The following is a 23,456-nucleotide window of genomic DNA, read 5'->3' as shown; positions in this document are numbered from 1 at the left end:
TCGGCATGACCGTTTCAACCTCCGTTTTTCCTCGTCTCGACACCGAGCCCACGGTGACCGTCCGTCGCAGGGTGCAACCCCGCCCGGCCGTCGACATCGACCGAATGACCCGCTATCACGGCGGCACCTATTCGCACACCGTCGACAGGATCGTGTTCACCGACGGAACGAGCGCGCGCACCGATCTGATTCGCCTGAATCCCGGCATCGCGGCGTACTCGCTGGACTTTCACGGCATCGCGCCCACTCGGCCGTCGGCGTACCGGATCGACACCTGGTCTGCGGTTCCGAACCTGCACAGCCCCGGACAGGGCACCCGCGACCCCCGCGAAGTTCAGGTCGACTGGATCCTGCGCAACTCGGTCCCGCGGCTGACCACCGTCGAATTGAGCCGTCGGCTTCGGGAGGCCGGCCACCGGCTGGGCCACGGCAACATCACCGAGCACGAGGCGATAGCCGCCACCCAGGCCGCGATCTGGCGGTTGACCAACGGTCTGGAGCTGGACACCCGTGCCCGCACCGAGCCGGCCCGGGTGCGGCGCGACGCCGACGGGGTGACGGTTGAGTTCGACGAGGCCCTTGAGTTGGGCGGCTACACCCTGGAACTGGTCGCCGCGCAGCCGGTGACGGTGACCCTGCACAAGTCCGACGACGGCCGTACCTGGCGGGAGGTGCCCTCGTCACGGCTGGCCATTGAGGCCGACGGCGCTCATCGCAAGGCGCTTGGCGTGGGTGCCACCGTCGGGGGCCACCGGTTCTACCGCCTGGCGGTGACCGGGGCGGGGGCCACCCTCGGCGACGTCGATTTCTGGCTCGACGGCACCAGCACCTATCGCAACGCCGACCGCATCGTGGCCCTCTACCGGTACCTGCTGGCCGGTGCGGCACGGGCGCGCAGCACCACACCCGGGTTGGACGTGTCGGCGGCCACCGTGGCCGACGGTCTGGTGGGGCCGCTGCGCCTGTCCGTTGCAGACTCCGCCGCGCTGAGCGCCGAGGGTGCGGTGTTGCTGGACGCCGACGGGAACGCGTTGACCGGCCCGGTGGAGCCGGGCGGCGCCTTCTACCTGCGTCCGAGGCCGGGGGCGATGTCGGCTCGGGTGCGCGTCACGGTGCCCGGCACCGAAGACGGCTACGGCGGCCGGGTCCTCACCGGCATCGCCGGAGACCAGGACTCGCCGACGTTCACCCCGGTGGCGCTGGCGGTTCCGGCCGCGCTGGTCGTCGATTTCGACCTCACCTGGTCACGCCGACGGATTCGCCAGCGGCAGTCGCACCCGAAACACCGTCCAGCCTTCGGTTGACTCCACACTCACCGAGCCGCGGTGCGCGCCGACGATCGAGGAGACGATAGCCAACCCCAGCCCGGTGCTGCCCACTTCGCCGGAGCGGGCCTTGTCCGCCCGGACGAACCGCTCGAAAAGGTGCGGCAGGAGATCGGCGTCGATACCGGGTCCGTCGTTGGCCACCGTCAACTCCGCGGTCGGCCCACCGATTCCGTCGTGGTCCGCACCGATGGCCGTCGTCACCGTCACCCCGGGCGGCGTGTGCACCCAGGCGTTCTTCAACAGGTTGGTGACGACTTGGTGCAGCCGCGCGCGATCGCCGCGAACCCACACCGGGGCATCGGGCAGGTCTTTGATCCAGTGGTGACTCGGTGCGGCCGCGGCCGCGTCGTTGACCGCGTCGAGCACCAGGTCAGCCAGGTCAACGTCTTCGAGCTGCAGGTCCTGGCCTTCCCCGAGCCGCGACAGCAACAACAGCTCGTCCACCAGCGAGGCCATCCGCTGAGCCTCGGACTCGATACGGGCCAGCGCGTACTCGGTGGTCGGTGGCAGGGCCGCGCTGTCCTGCCGCGTCAGTTCGGCGTAACCCTGGATCGCCGCGAGCGGTGTACGCAGTTCGTGGCTGGCGTCGGTGATGAACTGCCGCATCCGCCGGTCGGCGTCACTGCGGTAGGCAAGTGCGCTGTCGACGTTGTCCAGCAACCGATTCAGGGCACCGGCCACGATTCCCACCTCGTTGCCCGGGTCGACGTCGCCGGGGGCCACCCGGACGGTGATGCGTTCGTCGCCCTCGGCCAGCGGCATCGCGGCCACCGACGCCGCAGTCGCCGCCACCCGACGCAGTGGCCGCAACGCGTAGCTGACGACGGTGATGGTCAACCCGGCCGTCACCAGCAGCGCCAACGTGTAAAGCGCTGAGGCAGCCGCCATTCGGCGATCGACAGCACGGTTCGCCAGGTGCATCGATCCGCCGATGAACAACAGGTCGTCGTCGACCACCCGGGTGCTCACCCGATAGGCGCCCAAGCTGCCCAACTCCACCGTCTGCGGCGGACCACTGGTCCAGTGCCTTTCGGCGATGGTGGCCACCACGTCGGCGGGTGCGGGATACGGGTCTCGCTTGGTGAACACCACTGCCCCGATCACCACGCCGTTGCGCAGCACCGCGAGTACGTTGCCCGGGGTCTGATCGCTGAAACTGAGCATGGCCGTGCCGATGTTCGACTGGCCGTCGGGCCCCACCACGTTGTCGACGTGGCGGTAGTCGGCGAAGTAATGGCTGAAGGCGTTCAGCGACTCGTAGAGGTCGGCGTCGATCGTGGCGATGACGTAGGTGCGCAGGCTCAGCACTGACACCGTGCCCACCGCCACGAACACCGCGGTGACGACGGCCGATACCCCCAGCACCAACTGCCGGCGTAGACCGCGCGGACGCCACCGAGGCGGCTTGGGGGTGGAGGTCATTCGCCAGGCTTGCACATGTATCCCACCCCGCGCACGGTGTGGATCATCGGCGCCCGGTCGGCGTCGACCTTCTTGCGCAGGTAGGAGATGTAGAGGTCGACGATGCTGGTGCGGCCGGCGAAGTCGTAGTTCCAGACCCGGTCCAAGATCTCCGCACGGCTGAGCGCCCGCCCCTGGTTGCGCATCAAAAAGCGCAGCAGCTCGAACTCGGTGGTGGTCAGTGCGATCGCGGCGCCGCCCCGGGTGACCTGGCGGCTGGCGCCGTCCAACGTCAGGTCGCCGACGATTACATGACCAAGCCGTTCAGCCTGGANGTCGACGATGCTGGTGCGGCCGGCGAAGTCGTAGTTCCAGACCCGGTCCAAGATCTCCGCACGGCTGAGCGCCCGCCCCTGGTTGCGCATCAAAAAGCGCAGCAGCTCGAACTCGGTGGTGGTCAGTGCGATCGCGGCGCCGCCCCGGGTGACCTGGCGGCTGGCGCCGTCCAACGTCAGGTCGCCGACGGTCAGAACCTCGTTCACCGGTGGGGTCAGCTGATTCGACCGGCGCAGCAGTCCCCGCAGCCGGGCCACCAACTCTTCCAGGCTGAACGGCTTGGTCATGTAATCGTCGGCGCCCGAGGTCAATCCGGTCACCCGGTCGGTCACCGAGTCGCGGGCGGTGAGAAACAGTGTCGGCGTGTAGGGGTCGGATTCGCGGACCCGCTGCAGAATCCGCAGCCCATCGATATCGGGCAGCATGATGTCGAGAACCAGCAGATCGGGCGTCCCGCCGTGGAATTTGGCGACGGCATCGCGTCCGTTATGGGCGACGTCGACCACCCACCCCTCGTAATGCAGCGCCATGGTCACCAGGTTGGTCAGCGCCGGCTCGTCGTCAACCAATAGCACCCGAATCGGTGATCCGTCGGGGCGATAGATCCGCGGGAGCTGCCCGAGGATCGCCTTGCGCGGAGGTTGACCGTCCCTATTACCCGCCATCGGTCGCCATTTTCCACCGAGTCGTGGTCATTCGCCGAGCAGACGTTGCTTCCGCTGGGTGAATTTCTCCGGCGTCAGAATGCCCGAGTCCCGCAATTCGACCAGCGCGCGTAGCTCGGCGACGACACCGATGGTTTTCGACTTGTCGGCTTTGTCGACCCGTACCGAGGTGTCCGGAGCATCGGGCTCCCGCTTGGGCGCTGCGGTGAGATGGAGCCCGGTGGCTGCCGGGGAACGGCGTTGCGTGCCGGCTGAGTTGGTCAAGGCGCCCCCGGCCGCGCCGGCCACGGCCATCTGGGAGTACGGGAGCTTGGCCGCGGCCGCCATCGGCCCCGCTGCCGCGGCGGCAGTACCGGATTGTGCTGACGCCAAGGTGGCTTCGCGCAGCGTCGACGGCGCGGCCGCGGCCCAGGCCCGCGGCACCGACATGCCGCCCATCGGTATCGCCTTGCCGGTGCTGGCCCACGCCGTGCCGGTTCCCGCCAGGCTGGCCGTCGGGACCAAACCGCCTAGGGCGGGTGCGGTTTCACCGATCAGACCCAGCGCCCCCAGCTCGGCTCCTTCGGGAAGGGCGAGTTCTCCCAGGGTGATCGCCAGGCCGCCGAACGCGCCGCCCAGTCCGATGGCCCCGAAGGGCCCGACGCTGCCCACCTCGAAGACCGCGCTGACCATATCGAACAGCAGGCCGGGCGACACCGAGCCGTCGCCGCTGTCGGCGGCGGTATTGGGTGCGGGTGTGGTGAAGGTGGACAGTTGGGTGGCTGCTGCGGCGTTGGTGGCGTAGGTGTACATGGCGGTGGCGTCTTGGGCCCACATTTCGCTGTAGTGGGCTTCGGTGGCGGCGATGGCTGCGGTGTTGGTGCCCAGGAAGTTGGTGGCGATCAGGGTGGCCAGTTGGGTGCGGTTGGCGGCGATGACGGCTGGGGGCACGGTCATGGCGTAGGCGGTTTCGTAGGCGACCGCGGCGGCGGCGGCTTGGGTGCCGGCGTGGCTGGCTTTGGTGGCGGTGGTGGCCATCCAGGTGGTGTAGGGGGTGGCGGCGGCGGCCATGGCTGTTGCGGAGGGGCCTTGCCAGCTTTGGGTGAGTGCGGTGATGACGGTTCGGTAGTTGTTGGCGGCTGTTTCGAGTTCGGCGGCCATGGTTTTCCAGGCGGTGGCGGCGGCGCGGATGGGGCCTGAGCCCGCTCCGGTGTACATCAGGCCAGAGTTGACTTCAGGTGGCAGCGCTGCAAAATTCATCGGCCACTCCTCGATCGCCGATATTTGACGCTATTTAGGGCCGCTACGACCGGGCAACTCGGCAGCGATGACTCATACGAAACACATATCTACCGAGCCAGTTTGGTTAACTGGGCACTGCCAGCGGTGGAACAGCGGCGGAATACAGCCAGGCTTGCCACAACGATTGCAGCGACTCCGCCGTGTAGCTGGCGGCCAGCGCGGTGAAATCTTCGGTGCCGGCGTTGCCGTGGCGGTAGCGCGACGTCCAGTCGCGCAGCAGCGCGAAGAAGGCGTCGTCGCCCAGCCGGCCGCGCAGCAGATGCAGGGTGATCGCGCCGCGCTTGTACACCCGGTCGTCGAACATGTCGGCCGGCCCCGGATCGGCCAACAGCAGATCCTGCGGCAGACCCGCCAATTGTCGGTGATAGCGCTGCGCGAGCTGGTCGGCACTCGGCCCGCCGGAATGCTCCGACCACAGCCATTCGGCGTAGCAGGCGAACCCCTCATGCAGCCAGATATCGCTCCAGCGCCGCAGGGTCACGCTGTTGCCGAACCATTGGTGCGCCAGCTCGTGGGCGATCAGCCGATTAGATCTCCCGGTGCCGTCGCAGTGGTTGGCGCCGAAGATCGAAATCCCCTGTGCTTCAAGGGGGATCTCTAGGTTGTCGTCGGTAACCAGCACTGTGTAGCCGGCCGCCAGCGGGTAGGGCCCGAACAGTTGCACGAACAGCTCCATCATCTGCGACTGTTGCGCGAAATCCCGCTCGAACGCGGTCTGTAGGCGGGCCGGTAGCACCGCACGAATTGCCACCGCCGATCCCGGCACCCGGCGGGTCACGTACCGGCCGATCTGCAGGGTGACCAGATAGGTCGGTGTCGGCTCGGGCTGCTCGTAGGTCCAGGTGGTGCGGGTGGCCCGGGCCCGCCGCGAGATCAGTTCGCCGTTGGCGACCGCGTAGTACGGGCTGTCGGTGCTGATCTGGATTCGGTAGCTGGCCTTGGCGTAGGGGTGGTCGTCACAGGGGAACCACGACGGCGCGCCGTTGGGTTGCCCGGAGACCAGCGCGCCGTCGGACAATTCCTCGAAACCGACTTCACCCCAAAGGGTTTCGCTGGGTCGTGGTGACCCCGAGTACCGGACGACGATCACCAGTGCGGCACCGGGCGGTGCCGTGGCGGCCAGCGTGATCCGCAGCTTGGCCGCCGAGGTGGCGAATCGGCTGGGTGGGCGACCGTTGATCCACACCTTGGCCACCGACAGGGTGTCGGCAAGATCCAGGGTGATGTCGCGCAGTGCGACCAGTGCGACCGCGGTGATGGTCGCGGTGCCCGAGAGCCGGTTGCTGCTGACCTTGTACTCCAGATCGAGCTCGTAGCGCGAGACCCGGTAACCGCTGTTGCCGTTGTCGGGCAGATAGGGGTCCAGTACCGGCGCCGGGGCCTTGACCGCCTTCGGGGGAATCTTTCCGGGTTTGCTCATGCCGCGGGCTCCTGACTCGCGGCAGCCGAAGAGCCGCGCTTCTTGCCCGACACCAGCCACGGCGCAATCGGATTGCCCTGCCAGCGGGTCGCCGCCGGCACCTCGTCACCGCGCATCACCAGTGAGGCCGGCCCGACGGTGGCGCCGGCGCCCAGCCGGGACGCGGGCAACGCCACGCAGTTGGGCCCCAGGGTGGCGCCGGCCTCCAGCGTGACGGTGTCCATCTGCATGATCCGATCGTGGAACAGGTGGGTCTGCACCACGCAACCGCGGTTCACCGTCGCGCCGGCGCCCAGCGTCACCAGGTCGGCTTCGGGCAGCCAGTACGTTTCGCACCACACGCCCCGGCCGATGGTGGCGCCGAGCGCCCGCAACCACAGGTTCATCACCGGGGTACCGGTCGCGGCGCGGGCGAACCACGGAGCGGCCACGGTTTCGACGAAAGCGTCGGAGACCTCGTTGCGCCACACGAACGACGACCACAGCGGGCGCTGTGACGCCCGGATCCGGCCCACGATCAGCCATTTCGCCACCACCGCGCTGCCGCCGGCCACCGCCCCCGCGGCCAGCAGCGTCACGCCGCTGCCCAGAGCGGTCCAGCCGTAGCCGAACCGCGTTGCCCCCCACTGCAACACGCCCAAAACCGCAGCTCCGATCGTAAAGGTGACGATGACCGGGATCAGCCGGAAGGTCTCCATGACGGCGCGCATCAGCTTCAACCGCAGCGGCGGTTCGAACGTGCGCTCGGCATCGAGGTCGGCGGCCTTGCGCCGTAGTCGCACCGGCGGGCTGCCCAGCCACGACGAGCCGGTCTTGGCCTTGTGCGGGGCGGTCGACAGCACCGCCACCAAGGAGTTGTCGGGGACCCGCCTGCCCGGCTGGGTGATCCCGGAATTACCCAGGAACGCGCGCTTGCCGATGGTGGCCGGTGCGACGTGGATCCAGCCGCCGCCCAACTCGTAGGAGGCCACCATGGTGTCGTCGGCCAGAAAGGCGCCGTCGGCGATCGTGGTGAACTTCGGGATCACCAGCGCGGTGGAGATCTCGGTGCCATGGCCCACCGTGGCCCCGAGCAATCGCAGCCACCACGGCGTGATCAGGCTGGCGTACACCGGAAAAAGATAGTCCCGCGCGGCGTCCATCAGACGTTCGGTGGCCCACAGCTGCCAACCCACCCGGCTGCGCACTGGGTGGTAGCCCTCCGTCAGCCCGATCGACAACAACCGCACCCCGATCACGGTCAGGGCGGCATAGCTGAGCATCGCGGCCAGCGCGGCCGGCGGGGTGGCCAGCACCGCCGGGCGGATCGCCTCGGCCAACGTGGCGCTGTCGCGGACGGCCCGGCCCAGCACTGCCAGCCCGACACCCAATGCCAACAACGGCAGGCCACCCAGCAGGATCGACGTCAGCCCGTACACCGCCGCCCACACCGGGCGCGGCGGCGGCCGGTGATCCGGCCAGGGATGGTGTGCCTTACCGGATTTCACTGCCGGCGAGCCGGTCCAGTACTGGCCCTTCTTCACCTCGCCGACTACTCCGGAGCCGGGAGCCACATCGGCGTCCTTGCCGACCGCAGCGCCGGGCAGCAGCGCGGTGCGGGCACCGATGGTGGCATCGTTGCCGACCGTCACGGGACCGACGTGGAACGCATCGCCATCGATCCAATGCCCGGCCAGGTCCACCTCCGGTTCGATGGAACATCGGTGCCCCAGCGTCAACATCCCAGTCACCGGCGGGGCGGAGTGCAGATCCACCCCCTCGCCGATCTTGTTACCCAGCGCTCGCGCGTAATACACCAGCCACGGTGCGCCGGAAAGATTCTCGGCGCCGCTGGCGGTGGCGAGCCGTTCGGCGATCCAGACCCGCAGGTGCTCGGGACCGCCGCGCCGATAGGTCCCCGGCGCCAGGTTGGAAAGCAGTGCTCGCGCCCCCAGTGCGGCGATGCCCATCCGGCCCAGCGGGGTCACGAACAGCACGAAGGCGGCGATCACCCACCACCAGTCGAGCCGCACCAGCCAGGGCAGCGGATGCACCGCCGACACCACGTTGTTGATCAGCGCCAGCCAGGTCACCCACTGCAGCCCGGTCAGCGTGGCCAGCGGCACCGACAGCAGCACTTGTGCGGCCTGGGTCTGCCACGGAGTGGGCTCAACCGCGCGGGACGCAGCCTCGGCTCCGGGGTCACTGCGGCCCATGTCGTCGAGAAACCCGGCGAGGGAGCCGAGCCGTGGACGGTCGTAGAGCTGGGCGACGGTGGTCTGCGGGTAACGCTGCCGTACCGCGGCCACCAGCTGGGCGGCTTGCAGCGATCCACCGCCGAGGGCGAAGAAGTCGGCCTGCTCGTCGTCGATCGGGGCGCCCAGCACGTCGCGCCACAGTCCGGCCAGCCAGCCCAGGGTGCTGTCCGGGTCGTCGGCGAGAACTCCGCCGCCGGCCAGGGCACCCGGCTCCGGCCCCACCGGCCACGGCAGCGCATCGCGGTCCACCTTGCCCGAGGTGCGGGTGGGCAGTTCGTCGACCAGCACCAGCCGGGGTACCAGCGCGGCGGGCAGTCGCCGGCCCAGCTCGGCGCGGGCGGCTCCCAGATCGAACTCCGGATCGGCGCTGACCAGGGAACCGACCAGCAGTGGGGTCCCGGCGGCGCTGGTCCGCACCGCCGCCGCACCGCCGCNGGGAGCGGCCCAGCCCGGCGCCGCCGAGCGCCAGCTCGCCGACCTCGCCGGGGGCCACCGGCGCCCCGTCGGGGCCGAGCACGGCCAGGTCCCAGCCCAACAGCGGCAGCCCGATCTGAATCGGGCCGGTGCCGTCGAGCTGCGCCGCGCAGGCCACCACGGTGGTCTCTGTGGGGCCGTAGGTGTTCCACACCTCGCGGCCGTCCACCGCCAGCCGGGCCACCAGCTCCGGCGGGCAGGCCTCGCCGCCGAAGATCAGCAGCCGGACCGCCTCGAGCGCTTCGGCCGGCCACAGTGCCGCCAGGGTGGGCACGGTGGACACCACCGTTACGTCGCGCGCCACCAGCCACGGCCCCAGGTCCATGCCGCTGCGTACCAGCGACCGCGGCGCCGGCACCAGACAGGCGCCGTAGCGCCACGCCAGCCACATCTCCTCGCAGGACGCGTCGAACGCGACCGACAGCCCGGCCAGCACTCGGTCGCCGGGCCCGATCGGGTTGTCCTGCAAGAACAGCTGGGCTTCGGCGTCGACGAAGGCCGCCGCGTTGCGGTGTGTGATGGCCACGCCCTTCGGGGTGCCGGTGGACCCCGACGTGAAGATGATCCAGGCGTCGTCGCTGGTCTGCGGTGCCGTTGCCCGCCAGCCGCGTGACGTGCCGGGACCGCGCGTCAAACCCGCCTCGGTGATCACCGCCGCCACCTGAGCCTCGTTGAACACCAGCTCGGCGCGCTCGGCCGGATCGTCGGCGTCCACCGGCACATAGGCCGCGCCGGTGGCCAGCGTGGACAGGATCGCCACGTACAGCGCGTAATTGCCCGACGGCATCCGAATGCCGATGCGATCGCCGCGGCCGAGACCGCGGGCGGCCAGCCATGCGACGCTGTCGGCGATGTCTTCGATCAGCTCCCCGTAGGTCAACACCACGTTGCCGTCGTCGATGGCGGGAGCGTCGGGGTAGCGGGCAGCGGTCTCTTGCAGAATGTCGATCAGGGTGCGGGGCTGCGGCGCCGACGAGCCGCGCAGATAGTGCGCGGGGACTTGCAGTGAGGGCACGACTGTAGAACGTACCCAGCACGGTCCGGGTGTGCAGCGCGTCATCGTCAGCTCGGCGCGTTGTAGCCCGGGGTTGCGCAGCCCACCAAGCCGACGACCAGGATCAGGCCCCGCGTGATCCGCCATCAACCCGGCACCGTCTAGCTGATTGTGTGGCCGACCAGCTGGCCGATCAGGTACGTGGTGCCTAGTGCGAGCGCCCCGCCGGTGGTATTGCGGATCAAGGCGTTTCGGACGCTTGCCCCACCCAAGCGTGCTGAGACGACACCGGTGAGCATCAGCGCCAGCAGCACGACCAGGACGGTCACCGGGACCCGCCAGGTCGTTGGCGGCAGCAGGATCGCGACCATCGGCAACAGCGCTCCCACCGTGAACGCCAGGGCTGACGCCGCCGCAGCCTGCCACGGGTTGGTCAGATCGTCTGGATCGAGGCCCAGCTCGACCTCGGCGTGGGCGGCGAACGCATCGTGATGGGTCAGCTCTTCGGCCACCACACGGGCCGTTGCCGCCGACAGTCCTTTGGCCTCATACAAATCCGCAAGTTCATCGAGCTCGGCGGCGGGGTCTTCTTGCAGCTCGCGACGCTCCTTGTGAAGCACAGCCTGTTCGGTGTCACGCTGGGTACTCACCGATACGTACTCCCCGAGCGCCATCGAAACTGCGCCGGCCGCCACACCGGCGATACCGGCGGTGAAGATCGGACCCCGCTGCACGGTGGCGGCGGCAACACCGACCACGATGCCCGCAATCGAGACGATGCCGTCGTTGGCGCCCAATACCCCGGCGCGCAACCAATTGAGTTTCGACGCCAGTGAGCCGTCATGGGGCTCGGCTGAGTGCGGTGAAAGCATCGGCATGCGCGACACCGTAACGTCCACCCCATCGCTGTGAACAGCAATTACCTACAGGTGACTTGAGAAGCGCTACCGGGGTGCGAGGTAGCCGACCGGGCCGACCGCGATGCACACCGACAGCGCTGCGGTGTCGGCGCGCGCGGACACCTGGTAGCCGGCGCCGGGCAGCCGTACGAAGACCCGGTTGAGGCCCGGCCGAACCCGCACCCGCACGTCGGGACCCTCCGACAGCGACAGCGTCATCGCACCGTCGACGTTGGCCAGGTAGTTGATCTCAGCGGTCCAGTCCGCGGGCAGCAGCGGGCCGTCCAGCGGCAGGGTCGCCGGCCGGTCCGGCTGGATCAGATAGCCGCAGTGCGGCACCGGTCCGGGCACCAGGGAGCGGACCCACGTCACCTGGGCGTCGGTCACGGTCCCCGAGTTGGTCAGCATCCGCAACTGCGTGGTCGCCGAGGCGAATTCGGGGCGGTCGCGCAGCAAGGCGAACATGTGGCTGGCCAGGTTCTCCGGGTAGACGACCCGTTGCAGCACCAGCGGGTCGACTTCCTGATCCAGCATCGGCGCATCGGAGGCGGCGTGCGCGGCGGCCAGGCCGCGCTGGGCGTTCTGCAGATAGGCGCGAGCCGGATCGTCACGCCAGCAGGTCAAGAACGTCCCCGTCGAGTACAGGCTGCTCGCGGTGAACGCCGCGGCCAGGCCGGTCACTGCCACGGTGCGCAGCGGTGCGGCGTCCAGCCAGTGCGAGGAGGCCCGGTTCGGGGCGCACAACCCGACGGCGCCCAGAATCGCCAGCACCACGACGAGGTCGGCCAGGTAGCGCAGGGTTTGAGCCAGCTCCAGCGCGGTGAACGCCGAGGACCGCATCAGATAGATCGGCACCTGGCAGGCCGCCGCGTAGCCGGCCGCGGCCAGCCACACCGGCGCCAAGCGGTGCTTGCGTGCCAGCGACACCGCCAGCAGCCCGGCCAGCACCAGAGCGCCCAGCGTCATCACCACCGGCCCCGGCAACGCCCACGGCGAAGCCGGCGCCCAGCGCGCCCATCTCCACGGGCCACCGGCCAGGCTCGGCACGATGCCGTGGGTGATCGAGCGCAGCAGCAGGTCGCGGGTCATCTCGAGGTCGAAACTCCACCGCTTCTGATTGACCACCGCCAGGTAGACCCCGATCCACCCCGCGGTCACCGCCAGCAGCGCCGTCCACAGCCGGGCACCGGCCCGCCATGCCCCGGCAATCGCGCCGGTCAGCGACTCACCGGAGATGTAGCCCAGCAGTGCCGTCACCGCGAATGCGACGAAGGGGATCACCGCGGACTTCTCGAAGAACAACAAGGCGCCCAGGAAGGCCAGGGTTGCGGTGACTGCGTAGCGCCGATTCCCGGTGCGTGCCAACAGGATCGCGTCGGCGCATACCCAGGACAGCGCGGCGCACAGCGGCAGCGAGTTCAGCGCCGCCGCCCACCAGGCGAAGGCCGGCAGGCCCAACGGGGTCCACAACGCGAAGGTCAGTGGTATCAGCAGCACCGGGCGCCAGCCCAGGATCACCCACAGCACGCGCAGCAGCGCGCACGACGCCAGCAGCTGCAGCACCACCAGGCTGACCGCCGGCGCGGCCCACTGCAGCGGCCACAGTTTGGTGAGGGCACCCGCCACCAGATACGCGCCCGGCATGACATGACCGTCGTGGTCGTCGAACAGGTACGCCAGCGACAACAGCGGGTGGGTGCCGGCCCGGCCGACCAGGATCAGGTCGTCCCAGTAGAAGTAGCCCCCGAACGCCACAACCGCCCGGACCACCAGCTGGGCGGCGATCAGGGCCACCGCCGCCCAGCAGACCCAGGGCAGGGCGGCGATCCGGGTGCGCATCCGTCTTTCTTACCTGTCGGTATGGTGGGCCGGTGCGAGCACTGGTCACCGGGGCAGCCGGGTTCATCGGATCGACGTTGGTCGACCGCCTGCGGGCGGACGGGCACCAGGTAGTCGGGCTGGACAATTTCGCCACCGGCCGGGCCCTCAACATCGAGCATCTGGCCGATGACGCCGGCTTCAGCTTCGTCGAGGCCGACATCGTCTCCGCCGACCTGCAGGCGATCCTGGCGCAGCACCGCCCGGAGGTGATCTTCCACCTGGCCGCCCAGATCGACGTACGCCACTCGGTGGCCGACCCCGTCTTCGACGCCTCGGTCAATGTCGTCGGGACGATCCGGCTGGCCGACGCCGCGCGGACGGCCGGGGTGCGCAAGATCGTGCACACCTCCTCAGGCGGGTCGATCTACGGCACCCCGCAGCACTATCCGACCGGTGAAGACGTCCCGACCGATCCGGCCTCGCCCTATGCCGCCGGGAAGGTAGCCGGTGAGATCTACCTCAACACCTTTGGCCACCTCTACGGGCTGCAGTGCTCCCACATCGCGCCGGCCAACGTCTACGGCCCCCGCCAGGACCCGCACGGCGAGGCCGGGGTAGTGGCGATCTTCGCCCAGGCGCTGCTGGAAGGCAGGCCCACCAAGGTGTTCGGGGACGGCTCCAACACCCGGGACTACGTGTTCGTCGACGACGTGGTGGACGCGTTCGTGCGGGCTTCGGGTGAGCGTGGCAACGGGCAGCGGTTCAACGTGGGCACCGGGGTGGAGACCTCCGACCGGCAACTGCATACGGCGGTGGCGGCCGCCGTCGGCGCACCCGACGACCCGGAGTTCCATCCGCCGCGCCTCGGTGACCTGAAACGGTCCTGCTTGGACATCTCGCGGGGCGGGGACGTGCTGGGCTGGCGCCCGCAGGTCGCGCTGGCCGACGGGGTGACACGCACCGTGGCGTACTTCCGACAGACTAAGCCCGGCTGAGGTTTGTGGCATACTGGCCGGTCGGAGGGGAGTATTCCCCAATTCGCAGTCTCGTCATCACGTCGCCCGTCATCGGGTGACCGGGGCTGTGGGCCGGGAAACCGGCGGAAGAGACCTCCAGCGCTGCTATGACGCTGGAGGCAATCCATGGATGTTTTCGCAATCGGCCGTTTCGGACTGGACGCCGTCGGCGCCGTCGCATCCGCGAGCCTGGACCTCGCTGCCATCCCGCTGCGCGAAGGCGCCAAGATCCTGGCCGGTGAGCGCTCCGATCTGACCAGCCGACGCAGCTGGCGCGGCGCCGGACGGGCCTGGATCGAGGTGCACGGGCTCGACGACCTCGACGACCCCGACGGCGTCGATGTCGGTGCCGAGGTGCTGGAAGCCCTGCGGGCCCAGCCGGGCGTCACCTCGGTGCGGCTGAATCGTCCGCTGTCGCGGGTGGTCGTCGAGATCGGCGACCAGGTTTCGCTGGCTGAGCTGTGCGCCACGGTGGAAGCGGCCGAAAAGAATGTCGAATTGACCGCGACCGAGTCCGCGGCGCTGCCGGGCGACGGACTGCTGCTGGCCACCAAGGGCGCGATGGTGGGCGCCAACGCGGTGGGGCTGGCGATCGCAACCGTGGGCAGCGCGATGCGCCTGCCGGCCGCGCCCAAGATCTTCGACGCCGCGGCGTCGGTGGCCCGCTATCAGCCGTTGGTCCGCAGCGCATTGGAAAGCCAGATCGGCCCGGCAAAGGCTGACCGGGTGCTTTCCCTGCTCTCGCTCGGGTCGCACGTCATCACCATGTCCCCGGCGATCCTGGCGGTGGACCTGATGGTGGAGGGGCTCAAAGCCGCCGAGACCCGGGCCGGGGCGTTGGCCTGGAATCGCTACGAGCCGGAGCTGGCCCGTTACGCCGAACACCCGGACGTACACACCACCGCGCGGCCGGTCCCGCGGCCGGACGGTGCGGCCGAGCGCTATCTGAAGCGCACCGCGGTAGCGCAGGTGGTCGCGGCCGGGGCGGTGGGCGCGCTGACCCGCAATCTGGACATGACGTCGAGCGCGATTCTGGCCACCTCGCCGAAAGCGGTGCGCACCAGTTGCGAATCGTTCGCCGCGACCCTGGGACAGGGGCTGGCCGACGCGCACGGGGTGCTTCCGCTGCGACCGGAGAGTCTGCGCCGCCTCGACAAGATCGACACCGTGGTCATCGACCCGCGGGCGCTGACCGGCGAACAACGCCGCGTGGTGCAGATCCGCGGTGCGAGCGAGCACGAGCTGCCGAAGGCCTGGAACAGTGCGCAGAGCCTGCTCGACGAGCCTGGCCTGCGCCCGGGCTGGCACCGGGTTCCCGGCATGACGGTCCGTGGGTCGACCCGCAAGGAGCCGGTCGACGCGCTGATCCTGCCCGCGCACCATGCGCTGGCCTCGGCGGTGGTCCTCGAAGCACGTGCCTCCGGCGCGGAGCTGGTCACCGTCGACACCGAGATCCTCGGCGAGCTGCGACCCGGTTTCGACGACATCCGCCCGGTCTCCGGCGAAGATTTAGACGGCGCGCTGGCCGCGGCCGTGACCGACCTGCAGCAGGCCGGCCGCACCGTCGCGGTGCTGTCCACCTCGGCAGCTCAGGCGCTGGCGTCGGCGGACCTGGCGCTCGGAGTCATGCCGACGAGCGAGCACACCGATGCTCCACCACCCTTTTATGCCGACCTGCTGCTGGCCGACCTCGCCGGCGCATGGCAGGTGCTGCGCGCGCTGCCGGCCGCCCGGACGGCCACCGAGCGCGGGGTCGCGATCTCGATCGGAGCGTCGTCCATCGCCGGGCTGCTGCTGGTCCACCATCCCCGGGCTGGGGGCGGGGCCGAGCCGCGGCCCGGGACCGGTGACAGTCGGCGCCGGCGCCGGAATGCTGTCGGGATATCTGCTGGCCCGCCGGGTGCTGCGTGCGCACGCACCCAAGCCGGCACCGGCCTACGAGTGGCACGCCATGACCGTCGAGCAGGCGCGCGCGTTGTTGAGGTCGCCGGACAGCGCGGAATCGCAACAGCCACTGGCCGACCGCGCACCGGTCGACGCGGAAACGCAAGGCATGTTCTGGCCGTACTTCCACGCCGTGCGTGAGGAATTGTCCGACCCGATGACGCCGATCCTGGCGCTGTGCTCGGCGGCGACCGCCATGCTGGGCTCGCCGATCGACGCCGTGATGGTGGGCACCGTGCTCACCGGCAACGCCATGCTGGCCGCCTACCAGCGGTTGCGGGCCGAGAGCCGGCTCAACACCCTGCTGGCCCAGCAGGCCCCGCCGGCCCGGGTCGTGGTGCTGGGGGCCGACGGCACCCCGACCTACCACGAAATCCCCGCCGAACAACTGCTGCCCGGCGACCTGATCGAGGTGCGCAGCAACGAGGTGGTGCCCGCCGACGCCCGCACGATCGAGGTGTCCGACGTGGAGGTCGACGAATCCTCGCTGACCGGCGAATCGCTGTCGGTTGGCAAACAGCTGGACCCGACTCCCGGCGCCGAACTGGCCGAGCGCAGCTCCATGCTCTACGCGGGCACCACGGTGATCGCCGGCAAGGCGCTGGCTATGGTGACCGCCGTGGGCGCCGACACCCAGGCCCGCCGGGCCTCCGAACTGGCCGCCGGCGAGCTGCCCGAGGTCGGCCTGCAGCACCACCTGTCCCAGCTGATGTACCGGACCTTCCCGTACAGCGCTGCCGGCGGTGTGGCGGTCGGCGCGCTCGGCCTGCTGCGCCAGGGCGGGCTGCGGGTAGCGCTCGGCAACGCGATCGCGGTCGCGATCGCCGCCGTCCCGGAGGGCATGCCGCTGATGGCTACCCTGGCCCAGCACGCGTCGTCGCAGCGGTTGACCAAAACCGGTGCGCTGGTGCGTATCCCGCGGTCGGTGGAGGCGCTCGGCCGGGTTGACGTGGTCTGCTTCGACAAGACCGGAACGCTGTCCGAGAACCGGCTGCGGGTCGCCACGGTGCGCCCGCTGGCGGGATATTCCGACGACGACGTACTTGGCACCGCCGCGCAGGCGGCGCCGGCCCCCGACGGTGCGGCGCACGCGCACGCCACCGACCAGGCCATCGTCGAAGGTGCGGCGGCCGCAGCCGGCGCCCGGCCGTGGACCGAACCCGACGCGCACCTGCCCTTCCGCTCCGGCCGGGCCTTCTCCGCGTCGGTGCTGGGATCGGAGCTGCTCGTCAAGGGCGCACCGGAAGTGGTGTTGGACGCCTGCAAGAACGCTGACACCAAGGTCGAGCAGCAGGTGGCCGCGATGGCGGCCCAGGGGCTGCGAGTGATCGCGGTCGCCCGCGGCAAACTGACCGCCGCCCAGGTGCGTGATGTCCGGGAGGATTCCGATCGGCTCGTGGAGGTCAGCGCCTCCGGCCTGACGCTGCTCGGGTTCCTCGGCCTGGCCGACACCCCCCGGGCCGACGCTCCGCAGCTGCTCGCCGATCTGGCCGCCCGCGGCGTGGACATCCGGATGATCACCGGCGACCACCCGATCACCGCCACCGCGATCGCCGCCGAGATGGGTGTGACCGTCAGCGCCGACCAGGTCATCACCGGCTCGGAGTGGAATGCCTTGAACCGCAAGGAACAAGAGCGGGTGGTCTGCGAGCGGGTGATCTTCGCCCGGATGTCACCGGAGAACAAGGTGCAGATCGTCCAGACTTTGGAGCGCGCCGGCCGGGTATCGGCGATGGTGGGCGACGGCGCCAACGACGCCGCCGCGATCCGGGCCGCCACGGTGGGGCTGGGTGTCGTTGCGCACGGCAGCGACTCGGCACACGCCACCGCCGACGTCGTGCTGACCGACGGCAAGATCGGTGCTCTGGTCGACGCGATCGACGAGGGCCGACGACTGTGGCGGGGCGTGCAACTGGCCATCTCCGGGCTGCTGGGTGGCAACGCCGGCGAAGTGATGTTCTCCGTCATCGGTACCGCGGTCACCGGGAATTCACCGCTGAACACCCGGCAGTTGCTGTTGATGAACACGCTGACCGACGCCCTGCCGGCCACCGCCGTGGCGGTGAGCACGCCGGCCGGCCCGATCGGTGACGCGGTGCCCGGACTCGACGAGCGCAAGCTGTGGCGCGCGGTGGCGTTCCGCGGCGGCGTCACCGCCGCGGCGGGCACCGCAGCCTGGGCGATGGCCAGTCTTTCTGGGTTCACCGGACCCTCGCAGCGGGCGTCGACGGTGGCGCTGATCTCGCTAGTGACCACCGAACTCGGTCAGACCGTGGTCGATTCGCGGGCGCCGATGGTGCTGGCCACCGCGGCCGGATCGTTCGCGCTGTTCGCGGCGATGGTCTCCACCCCCGGGGTCAGCCAGCTGTTGGGTTGCACGCCGGTCGGCCCGATCGGCTGGGCGCAGGGCCTGGGCACGGCCGCGGCGGCCACCGCCGCAGTGGCTGTGGCGAGCCGGTTCTCGGCCCCGGCCAAGGAGATCGCGGCCCCCACCAAGGAGATCGCGGCCCCGGCCAAAAAAGCCCCGGCCAAAAAGGCCCCGGCCAAAAAAGCGACCGCCAAGAAGTCTTCCGCGAAGCTGGAACTGGTGCGCTGAGGCTGCCCCGTTACGCCGGCTGAAGCACTGTCGCCCACGACAGTGGTTGCTTGGCCGCGGGAAGTCGCACCTCGAGCAGACCAGCGCGCCAGAGCACTGCGTACAACTCGACCACCGGCACGGTCAGCAGTGCCGCCGTCGCGTCGGCCAGAGGTTCTGCCAGGACTTCGGTCGCCCGCATACCTGCAACGGTGCGGGCTGGAATCGGACGAGCGGCAAACCCGCTGTTACCGCTGGGACAATTGTTGCCGAATTAATGTGGTTCGGCCGGCTCAGGCGGCTCAGGCGGTTGGGCTTGCCCGAGTGCTATCACCCTTGCCAGCCGGGCGTAGCGCAGCTCCAGATCGCGGAACCGCATGTAGGTGCTCAGCGTGGTGAACGCGAAAACCATGACCAGCACGTAGAGCATCAGATCGGTGCCGCGGCGCACCCCGAGCCAGTTGGCCACCACGGTGGTGTCGTCGGGGCGCAGTACGGCGTAGATGCCGGCCACCACGAACACCAGGTAGCCGACCTTCACCCAGGCCCGCGACTGGGCGGAACGGCGCGACAACAGCAGGTAGATCAGCAGCACCAACACCGCCGCGATCAGCAGTACCTTGATCCAATTCAACGAACGATCCTGTTCATCGCGACATCCTCTTGCGCAGCAACCCGTCGAACAGGATGTTGACGCCGTTGAGCAGCGGCTGCCCCTTCGCCTTGGAGTAGTCGGTGTAGAGCACCTCGACCGGCTCTTCGCCCACCCGCCACCGGTTCTCGGCGATCAGGGCGATGAATTCCCCGGCGTGGCTCATCCCGTTCATGGTGAGGTCGAGGCCATCGGCCACCCGTCGGTTGAACACCCGCAGGCCGTTGTGGGCGTCGGAGAGCCCAAGTCGGCGAATGCGCGGGTTCAGGTACACCGCGGCCCGCAGTACCGCTCGTTTGAGTGGCGGCACCGTCGCGGCGGCTTCGGGTGCGGCGAATCGCGTGCCGATGACGATGTCGAGGTCGGAGGTGTCGAGGCGGTCGATCATGTGCACCAGGTCGGCCACCCGATGCTGGCCGTCGGCGTCAAAGGTCGCGAGCAGCCGGGCGTCGGGCTGGCTGCGGGCGAACTCGACTCCCGTCTGAATGGCCGCGCCTTGACCGAGGTTGACCGGATGGCGCACGACGTAGGCGCCCGCGCGTCGGGCCGTGCCGGCGGTGTCGTCGGCGCTGCCATCGTCCACACAGACCACGTGGTCGAAAACCGAACGGATCCCGGCGATCACGTCACCGATGACGGTCGCCTCGTTGAACGCCGGGACGATGATCCAGACATCGGGGTAGCGGGTATCGATGTTTTAGAAAATACACGCTTGCCCGGGCTACGAATCGGCGCGCAACGCGGCCAGATGCACGGCGATTCCCACCAGTGGACCGCACAGCAGGGCCACGACGGTTCGAGTCGGCAGCTCCAACGGCAGCAGCAGGAGCAAGGTCGAGGCCACCGTGGCGCCCACCCAGCCCAGCGCATACGCGCGATGCAGCGCCGCGGCGACCGTCGCCGCCCCGGTCAGCGTCAACAACGCGATCGCGGTGGCTGCCGTCGTCAGTCCGGCCAACAGCAGCCCGTCGGCACGGTAATCCGGGCCGAACACGGTGCGCAGCAGCCAGGGACCGAGCAGGCCCGCCGCCACCGTGCCCAGCGCTCCCAATGCGGCGACCGCCGCCACCGGCGTGCGTAGCGCTCGAAGCCGGCGCCCTCGCTGGTCGACGAAGTGCGCGATCAGGTTGCCCTGCATGGCGGTTAGCGGCACCAGCAGCGGTGCCCGGGTCACCGTGACCGCCAGGATCACCACACCTCCCGCGGCGCCCAATTCGCCGTAGGTGGCCTGCAGCAGCACCGGGAATCCCATCACCAGGATCGCGCTGGCCCCGGCTGCGGTGATCGAATGCGCCGCACCGCGCAGGAATCCCGCCGTGCTCACCGGAGTCATCAGCCGCGCTGCTGAGCGGGCGGTGGGTGAGGCGGCCAGCAGCAGCAGCCAGGCCAGCGCGCCGGCCACGGTGGCCCACAGAAACCCGACCAGACCCCAGCCAATGACGAACGTCGCGCTGGCCACGGCCACCCGGATGCCCGCATCGGTCACCATCAGTGCGCCATACTGCGTCCATCGGTTGGCGCCGGCCAACATGCCGAGCAGGGTGGCGTGCACCGTGAAGTTGGCCAGTCCGAAGCACAGCAGCCCCACCGACAGCCAGCGAGCCTCGACGAACACGTGGCCGCTCCACAGCGGCGAGCTGGCGGCAACCACCGCGGCCGCCGCCAGTCCGCTCAGACCGGCAACACGTAGCGGGCGGGTGTGCGGCGTGGGGGCGCGCCCGGGCGCGGATACCGGGCGCTCTCTGGCGAACCGGACTTCCCGGGTGGTCTCCTGCAGCAGGCCGTTGGCGGCGCCGTTGACCAGCCCGAAGGCACCCCAGAACACGCCGAACACCGAGAAACCTGCCGGGTCCAGGTCCCGTGCCGCCAGATACAGCACCGCGTAGCCGCACAGGGCGCTGAGCAGCGTTGCGGTGCCGACCCGGGCCATACTGGCGCGGGCGACAGGACCGGTGGCCAGCCCACGGGGGAACCCGGGGGTTCCGGTACCACCGACATCGGTCACCACGGCGAAAATACTAAGCGGGCCGCGGGGTACGGTCGGGCAGCCCGCCAAACCACCGACCGGAGGCCCACCGTTGGACGCGTCGCTGTTGGAATGGCTGGTGACGTTCGCCGTCCTGGGCGCGGTGCTCGGGTTCGACCTGTTCCTGGTCGCTCGCCGGGTGCACGAGCCCTCGATGCGCGAAGTCGTGACCCGGCTGGCGTTCTACATCACCCTGGCGGTGGCCTTCGGCATCTGGGTGTGGGGGCATTACGGCGCGAAGTACGGCATGCAGTTCTACGCCGGCTGGCTGACCGAATACAGCCTGTCGGTGGACAACCTGTTCGTGTTCGTGATCATCATGAACAGCTTCAACGTGCCCAAGAAATATCGGCAGGAGGCGCTGTTCGTCGGCATCGTCCTGGCGCTGTCGTTCCGATCGGTGTTCATCGCGCTCGGCGGGGTCGCCGTGCAGCGGCTGTCCTGGACGTTCTATGTGTTCGGCGTATTCATGGCCTACACCGCGATCAAACTGCTGCGTCACGACGACCCCACCGGGGAGGGTGCGGGCGAGGGCGGCAACAACGCCGTGGTGCGTTTCGCCCGCAGCCACCTCAACGCCACCGAGGGCTGGGGTTCGGGCGTGCGGTTCTTCGTCCGGGATAGCGCCGGAGCGTGGGCCATCACCCCGATGTTTCTCGTCGCGCTCGCGTTGGGCACCACCGATCTGGTGTTCGCGATGGACTCCATTCCGGCCATCTACGGGCTGACTCGCCAGCCCTACCTGGTGTTCACCGCCAATGTGTTCGCCTTGATGGGATTGCGGCAGTTGTTCTTCATCCTCGGCAAGCTGCTGAGCCGGCTGGTGTATCTGTCCCAGGGACTGGCGGTGATCCTGGGTTTCATCGGGGTGCGGATGGTGTTGCACGCACTGCGCACCAACGAGGTGTGGTTCATCAACTCCGGCCGCCCGCTCAACGTCCCGGAGATCCCCACCCCGGTCAGTCTGGCGGTCGTGGTGGGGGTGTTGCTGCTGACGACGGGCGCCAGCCTGTACCGGACCCGCGGGTCTACGTCAGTCGAGTGAGAAGACCGGAATCGACGGCGCCGCGATCCGCAGTTCGTCGTCGCTGGAATCCGGCGTCAGCCCCGCCACGTAACCCTTGACCTGCCAGTACCACCGTTGTAGATAGCGACGCAGCACCTCTGGTTTGTCGTCGTCGGGTACCTCGGTGACCCGAGCCGGCCGCGGACGCCACCGCGGCCCGATCTCGATCTCGCCGGCCGCTCGCACATTGCGAACCCACTCGGTGTTCCCGCGCGGCGAAACCAGATAGTCCGCCCCGTCGACGGTCAGCAGATTGATCACGACGCCGCGGCGCTTGCCGCTCTTGCGGCCGCGCACGGAGATCGCGCGGGTGCCGGCGATGCTGATGCCCGCCTCGGCCAGCCTGCGGATCACCGTATTGGCGAACCGGGCGGCTGCGTTGGGTCGGTCGTATCCGGCGGCCATGGACTTGAGCGTGACACACCACTCCGCCCAAAACAAGAGCAGTGCTCTCACATCTGTCAGACTGCTGTCATGGGCAAACGGCAAGAGACGCGGGAACGCATCGAGGCGCAGATCATCGAGGTCGGACGGCGTCATCTGCGCACCCACGGGGCGGCCGGGCTGTCGCTGCGCGCCGTGGCCCGCGATGTGGGCATGGTGTCCTCGGCGGTCTACCGGTACGTGGGCAGCCGCGACGAATTGATCACCCTGCTGCTGGTCGACGCCTATAGCGATCTGGCCGACGCAGTGGACCGGGCTCGGGTATCGGCCCCGTGGCGCGAGGACATCGTCGCGATCGCCCGCGCAGTGCGGGACTGGGCATTAGCCCATCCGGCCGGGTGGGCGCTGCTGTACGGCAGCCCGGTTCCGGGCTATCACGCGCCGGCTGAGCAGACCGTGGCCCCAGGTACCCGGGTTGTCGGTGCGTTCTTCGAAGCGATCGCGGCGGGCATAGCGGCTGGCGATATTGCGTCCGGGCAAAACGGTGCAGCGCAACCACTATCGGCAGACTTCGCACGACTCCGCGACGAGTTCGGTTTCCCGGGCGACGATGCCGTCATCGCCAAATGCTTCCTGCTGTGGGCCGCCCTCGTGGGCGCGGTCAGCCTGGAGGTATTCGGCGGGTACGGCGAGGACACCCTCTCGGCACCGCGGGCGGTGTTCGACGCCCAGCTCGCGCTCCTGCTGGACGTGCTGATGACGGGCGTCAGTGACCGGAGGTCTTGAACCGCTCGATCGACGCCTGGATCTCGGCCTCGGCTTCGCCGCGGCCCACCCAGTCGGCGGCCTTGACGAACTTGCCCGGCTCCAGGTCCTTGTAGTGCACGAAGAAGTGCTTGATCGCGTCCAGCTCGTAGTCGGGCACGTCGCTGATGTC

The 23,456-nt window shown here is 69.4% G+C and carries 15 protein-coding genes and 4 pseudogenes; 5 read left to right on the top strand and 14 right to left on the bottom strand.

Annotated elements, in window-relative coordinates:
* Positions 1–5: 5 nt before the first annotated feature.
* Positions 6–1,304, top strand: coding sequence for a TQXA domain-containing protein (locus BN4346_RS43945; protein WP_078058832.1), 1,299 nt, complete (start codon positions 6–8; stop codon positions 1,302–1,304).
* Here the strand turns inward: BN4346_RS43945 and BN4346_RS43940 are convergent.
* The 8 genes and pseudogenes from BN4346_RS43940 to BN4346_RS43905 form a co-directional block, all read right to left on the bottom strand.
* Positions 1,245–2,750, bottom strand: a complete 1,506-nt coding sequence (locus BN4346_RS43940) for a sensor histidine kinase (RefSeq protein WP_067976683.1) — start codon at positions 2,748–2,750, stop codon at positions 1,245–1,247. The genes BN4346_RS43945 and BN4346_RS43940 overlap by 60 nt on opposite strands.
* A pseudogene (locus tag BN4346_RS50105) lies at positions 2,747–3,034 on the bottom strand (winged helix-turn-helix domain-containing protein); the annotation flags it as partial. The pseudogene BN4346_RS50105 and the gene BN4346_RS43940, both read right to left, overlap by 4 nt.
* A pseudogene (locus BN4346_RS43930) lies at positions 3,026–3,730 on the bottom strand (response regulator transcription factor); the annotation flags it as partial. The pseudogenes BN4346_RS50105 and BN4346_RS43930, both read right to left, overlap by 9 nt.
* 27 nt (positions 3,731–3,757) lie before the next feature.
* Complete coding sequence (locus BN4346_RS43925) at positions 3,758–4,969, bottom strand: PPE family protein, SVP subgroup (protein ID WP_067976532.1); 1,212 nt, start codon at positions 4,967–4,969, stop codon at positions 3,758–3,760.
* Between the two features lie 106 nt (positions 4,970–5,075).
* Positions 5,076–6,431, bottom strand: coding sequence for a M1 family metallopeptidase (locus BN4346_RS43920; protein WP_067976530.1), 1,356 nt, complete (start codon positions 6,429–6,431; stop codon positions 5,076–5,078).
* Positions 6,428–10,202 (bottom strand): annotated as a pseudogene (locus BN4346_RS43915) (Pls/PosA family non-ribosomal peptide synthetase). The gene BN4346_RS43920 and the pseudogene BN4346_RS43915 overlap by 4 nt, the downstream one beginning before the upstream one ends.
* A 95-nt stretch (positions 10,203–10,297) precedes the next feature.
* Positions 10,298–11,008, bottom strand: coding sequence for a VIT1/CCC1 transporter family protein (locus BN4346_RS43910; RefSeq protein WP_067976682.1), 711 nt, complete (start codon positions 11,006–11,008; stop codon positions 10,298–10,300).
* 72 nt (positions 11,009–11,080) lie between these two features.
* Positions 11,081–12,874 (bottom strand): hypothetical protein, encoded by a 1,794-nt coding sequence (locus tag BN4346_RS43905; RefSeq protein WP_067976529.1) that lies wholly within the window; start codon positions 12,872–12,874, stop codon positions 11,081–11,083.
* A gap of 32 nt (positions 12,875–12,906) precedes the next feature.
* Between BN4346_RS43905 and BN4346_RS43900 the strand changes: the two genes are divergently transcribed.
* Both BN4346_RS43900 and BN4346_RS43895 read left to right on the top strand, forming a co-directional pair.
* Positions 12,907–13,851 (top strand): NAD-dependent epimerase/dehydratase family protein, encoded by a 945-nt coding sequence (locus tag BN4346_RS43900; protein WP_067976527.1) that lies wholly within the window; start codon positions 12,907–12,909, stop codon positions 13,849–13,851.
* 147 nt (positions 13,852–13,998) lie between these two features.
* A pseudogene (locus BN4346_RS43895) lies at positions 13,999–18,412 on the top strand (HAD-IC family P-type ATPase).
* A 10-nt stretch (positions 18,413–18,422) separates the two neighbouring features.
* On the opposite strand, the gene BN4346_RS48290 reads toward BN4346_RS43895, so the two are convergent.
* The 4 genes from BN4346_RS48290 to BN4346_RS43880 all read right to left on the bottom strand — a co-directional run bounded on the left by BN4346_RS48290 (position 18,423) and on the right by BN4346_RS43880 (position 20,973).
* Entirely contained in the window at positions 18,423–18,593 is a 171-nt protein-coding gene (locus BN4346_RS48290) for an Rv1535 domain-containing protein (RefSeq protein ID WP_167666265.1), read from the bottom strand.
* Between the two features lie 72 nt (positions 18,594–18,665).
* A complete protein-coding gene (locus BN4346_RS43890) occupies positions 18,666–19,025 on the bottom strand; it encodes a DUF2304 domain-containing protein (protein WP_067976526.1) in 360 nt (119 codons plus the stop codon).
* A gap of 13 nt (positions 19,026–19,038) precedes the next feature.
* On the bottom strand, positions 19,039–19,737 hold the full coding sequence (locus tag BN4346_RS43885) for a glycosyltransferase family 2 protein (RefSeq protein ID WP_067976525.1): 699 nt from the start codon (positions 19,735–19,737) through the stop codon (positions 19,039–19,041).
* A gap of 27 nt (positions 19,738–19,764) precedes the next feature.
* Entirely contained in the window at positions 19,765–20,973 is a 1,209-nt protein-coding gene (locus BN4346_RS43880; RefSeq protein WP_067976681.1) for a hypothetical protein, read from the bottom strand.
* 148 nt (positions 20,974–21,121) lie between these two features.
* Here BN4346_RS43880 and BN4346_RS43875 point away from each other — a divergent pair, with 148 nt between their 5' ends.
* Entirely contained in the window at positions 21,122–22,114 is a 993-nt protein-coding gene (locus BN4346_RS43875; RefSeq protein ID WP_067976524.1) for a TerC/Alx family metal homeostasis membrane protein, read from the top strand.
* On the opposite strand, the gene BN4346_RS43870 is transcribed toward BN4346_RS43875, so the two are convergent.
* Positions 22,103–22,540: a nitroreductase/quinone reductase family protein gene (locus tag BN4346_RS43870; RefSeq protein ID WP_067976523.1), complete on the bottom strand. Its 438-nt coding sequence runs from the start codon at positions 22,538–22,540 to the stop codon at positions 22,103–22,105. The genes BN4346_RS43875 and BN4346_RS43870 overlap by 12 nt on opposite strands.
* A 69-nt stretch (positions 22,541–22,609) precedes the next feature.
* On the opposite strand from BN4346_RS43870, the gene BN4346_RS43865 reads away from it, so the two are divergent.
* Positions 22,610–23,305, top strand: coding sequence for a TetR/AcrR family transcriptional regulator (locus BN4346_RS43865; protein ID WP_067976522.1), 696 nt, complete (start codon positions 22,610–22,612; stop codon positions 23,303–23,305).
* Here BN4346_RS43865 and BN4346_RS43860 read toward each other — a convergent pair.
* Positions 23,286–23,456, bottom strand: a 171-nt coding sequence (locus BN4346_RS43860; RefSeq protein WP_208863321.1) for an inorganic diphosphatase, incomplete at its 5' end; no start/stop codon positions are given. The genes BN4346_RS43865 and BN4346_RS43860 overlap by 20 nt on opposite strands.

Source organism: Mycolicibacter icosiumassiliensis, assembly GCF_900078685.2.
Taxonomy (GTDB): Bacteria; Actinomycetota; Actinomycetes; order Mycobacteriales; family Mycobacteriaceae; genus Mycobacterium; species Mycobacterium icosiumassiliensis.
Note: the sequence above shows the minus strand (reverse complement) of the source record. Positions and strands in the feature narration are given on the sequence as shown.

Coding starts and splice junctions, on each gene's coding strand:
- BN4346_RS48290 (WP_167666265.1), bottom strand. CDS start 18,593: ATGCGGGCGACCGAAGTCCTGGCAGAACCTCTGGCCGACGCGACGGCG.
- BN4346_RS43865 (WP_067976522.1), top strand. CDS start 22,610: ATGGGCAAACGGCAAGAGACGCGGGAACGCATCGAGGCGCAGATCATC.
- BN4346_RS43925 (WP_067976532.1), bottom strand. CDS start 4,969: ATGAATTTTGCAGCGCTGCCACCTGAAGTCAACTCTGGCCTGATGTAC.
- BN4346_RS43940 (WP_067976683.1), bottom strand. CDS start 2,750: ATGACCTCCACCCCCAAGCCGCCTCGGTGGCGTCCGCGCGGTCTACGC.
- BN4346_RS43905 (WP_067976529.1), bottom strand. CDS start 12,874: ATGCGCACCCGGATCGCCGCCCTGCCCTGGGTCTGCTGGGCGGCGGTG.
- BN4346_RS43910 (WP_067976682.1), bottom strand. CDS start 11,008: ATGCTTTCACCGCACTCAGCCGAGCCCCATGACGGCTCACTGGCGTCG.
- BN4346_RS43870 (WP_067976523.1), bottom strand. CDS start 22,540: ATGGCCGCCGGATACGACCGACCCAACGCAGCCGCCCGGTTCGCCAAT.
- BN4346_RS43880 (WP_067976681.1), bottom strand. CDS start 20,973: ATGGCCCGGGTCGGCACCGCAACGCTGCTCAGCGCCCTGTGCGGCTAC.
- BN4346_RS43945 (WP_078058832.1), top strand. CDS start 6: ATGACCGTTTCAACCTCCGTTTTTCCTCGTCTCGACACCGAGCCCACG.
- BN4346_RS43920 (WP_067976530.1), bottom strand. CDS start 6,431: ATGAGCAAACCCGGAAAGATTCCCCCGAAGGCGGTCAAGGCCCCGGCG.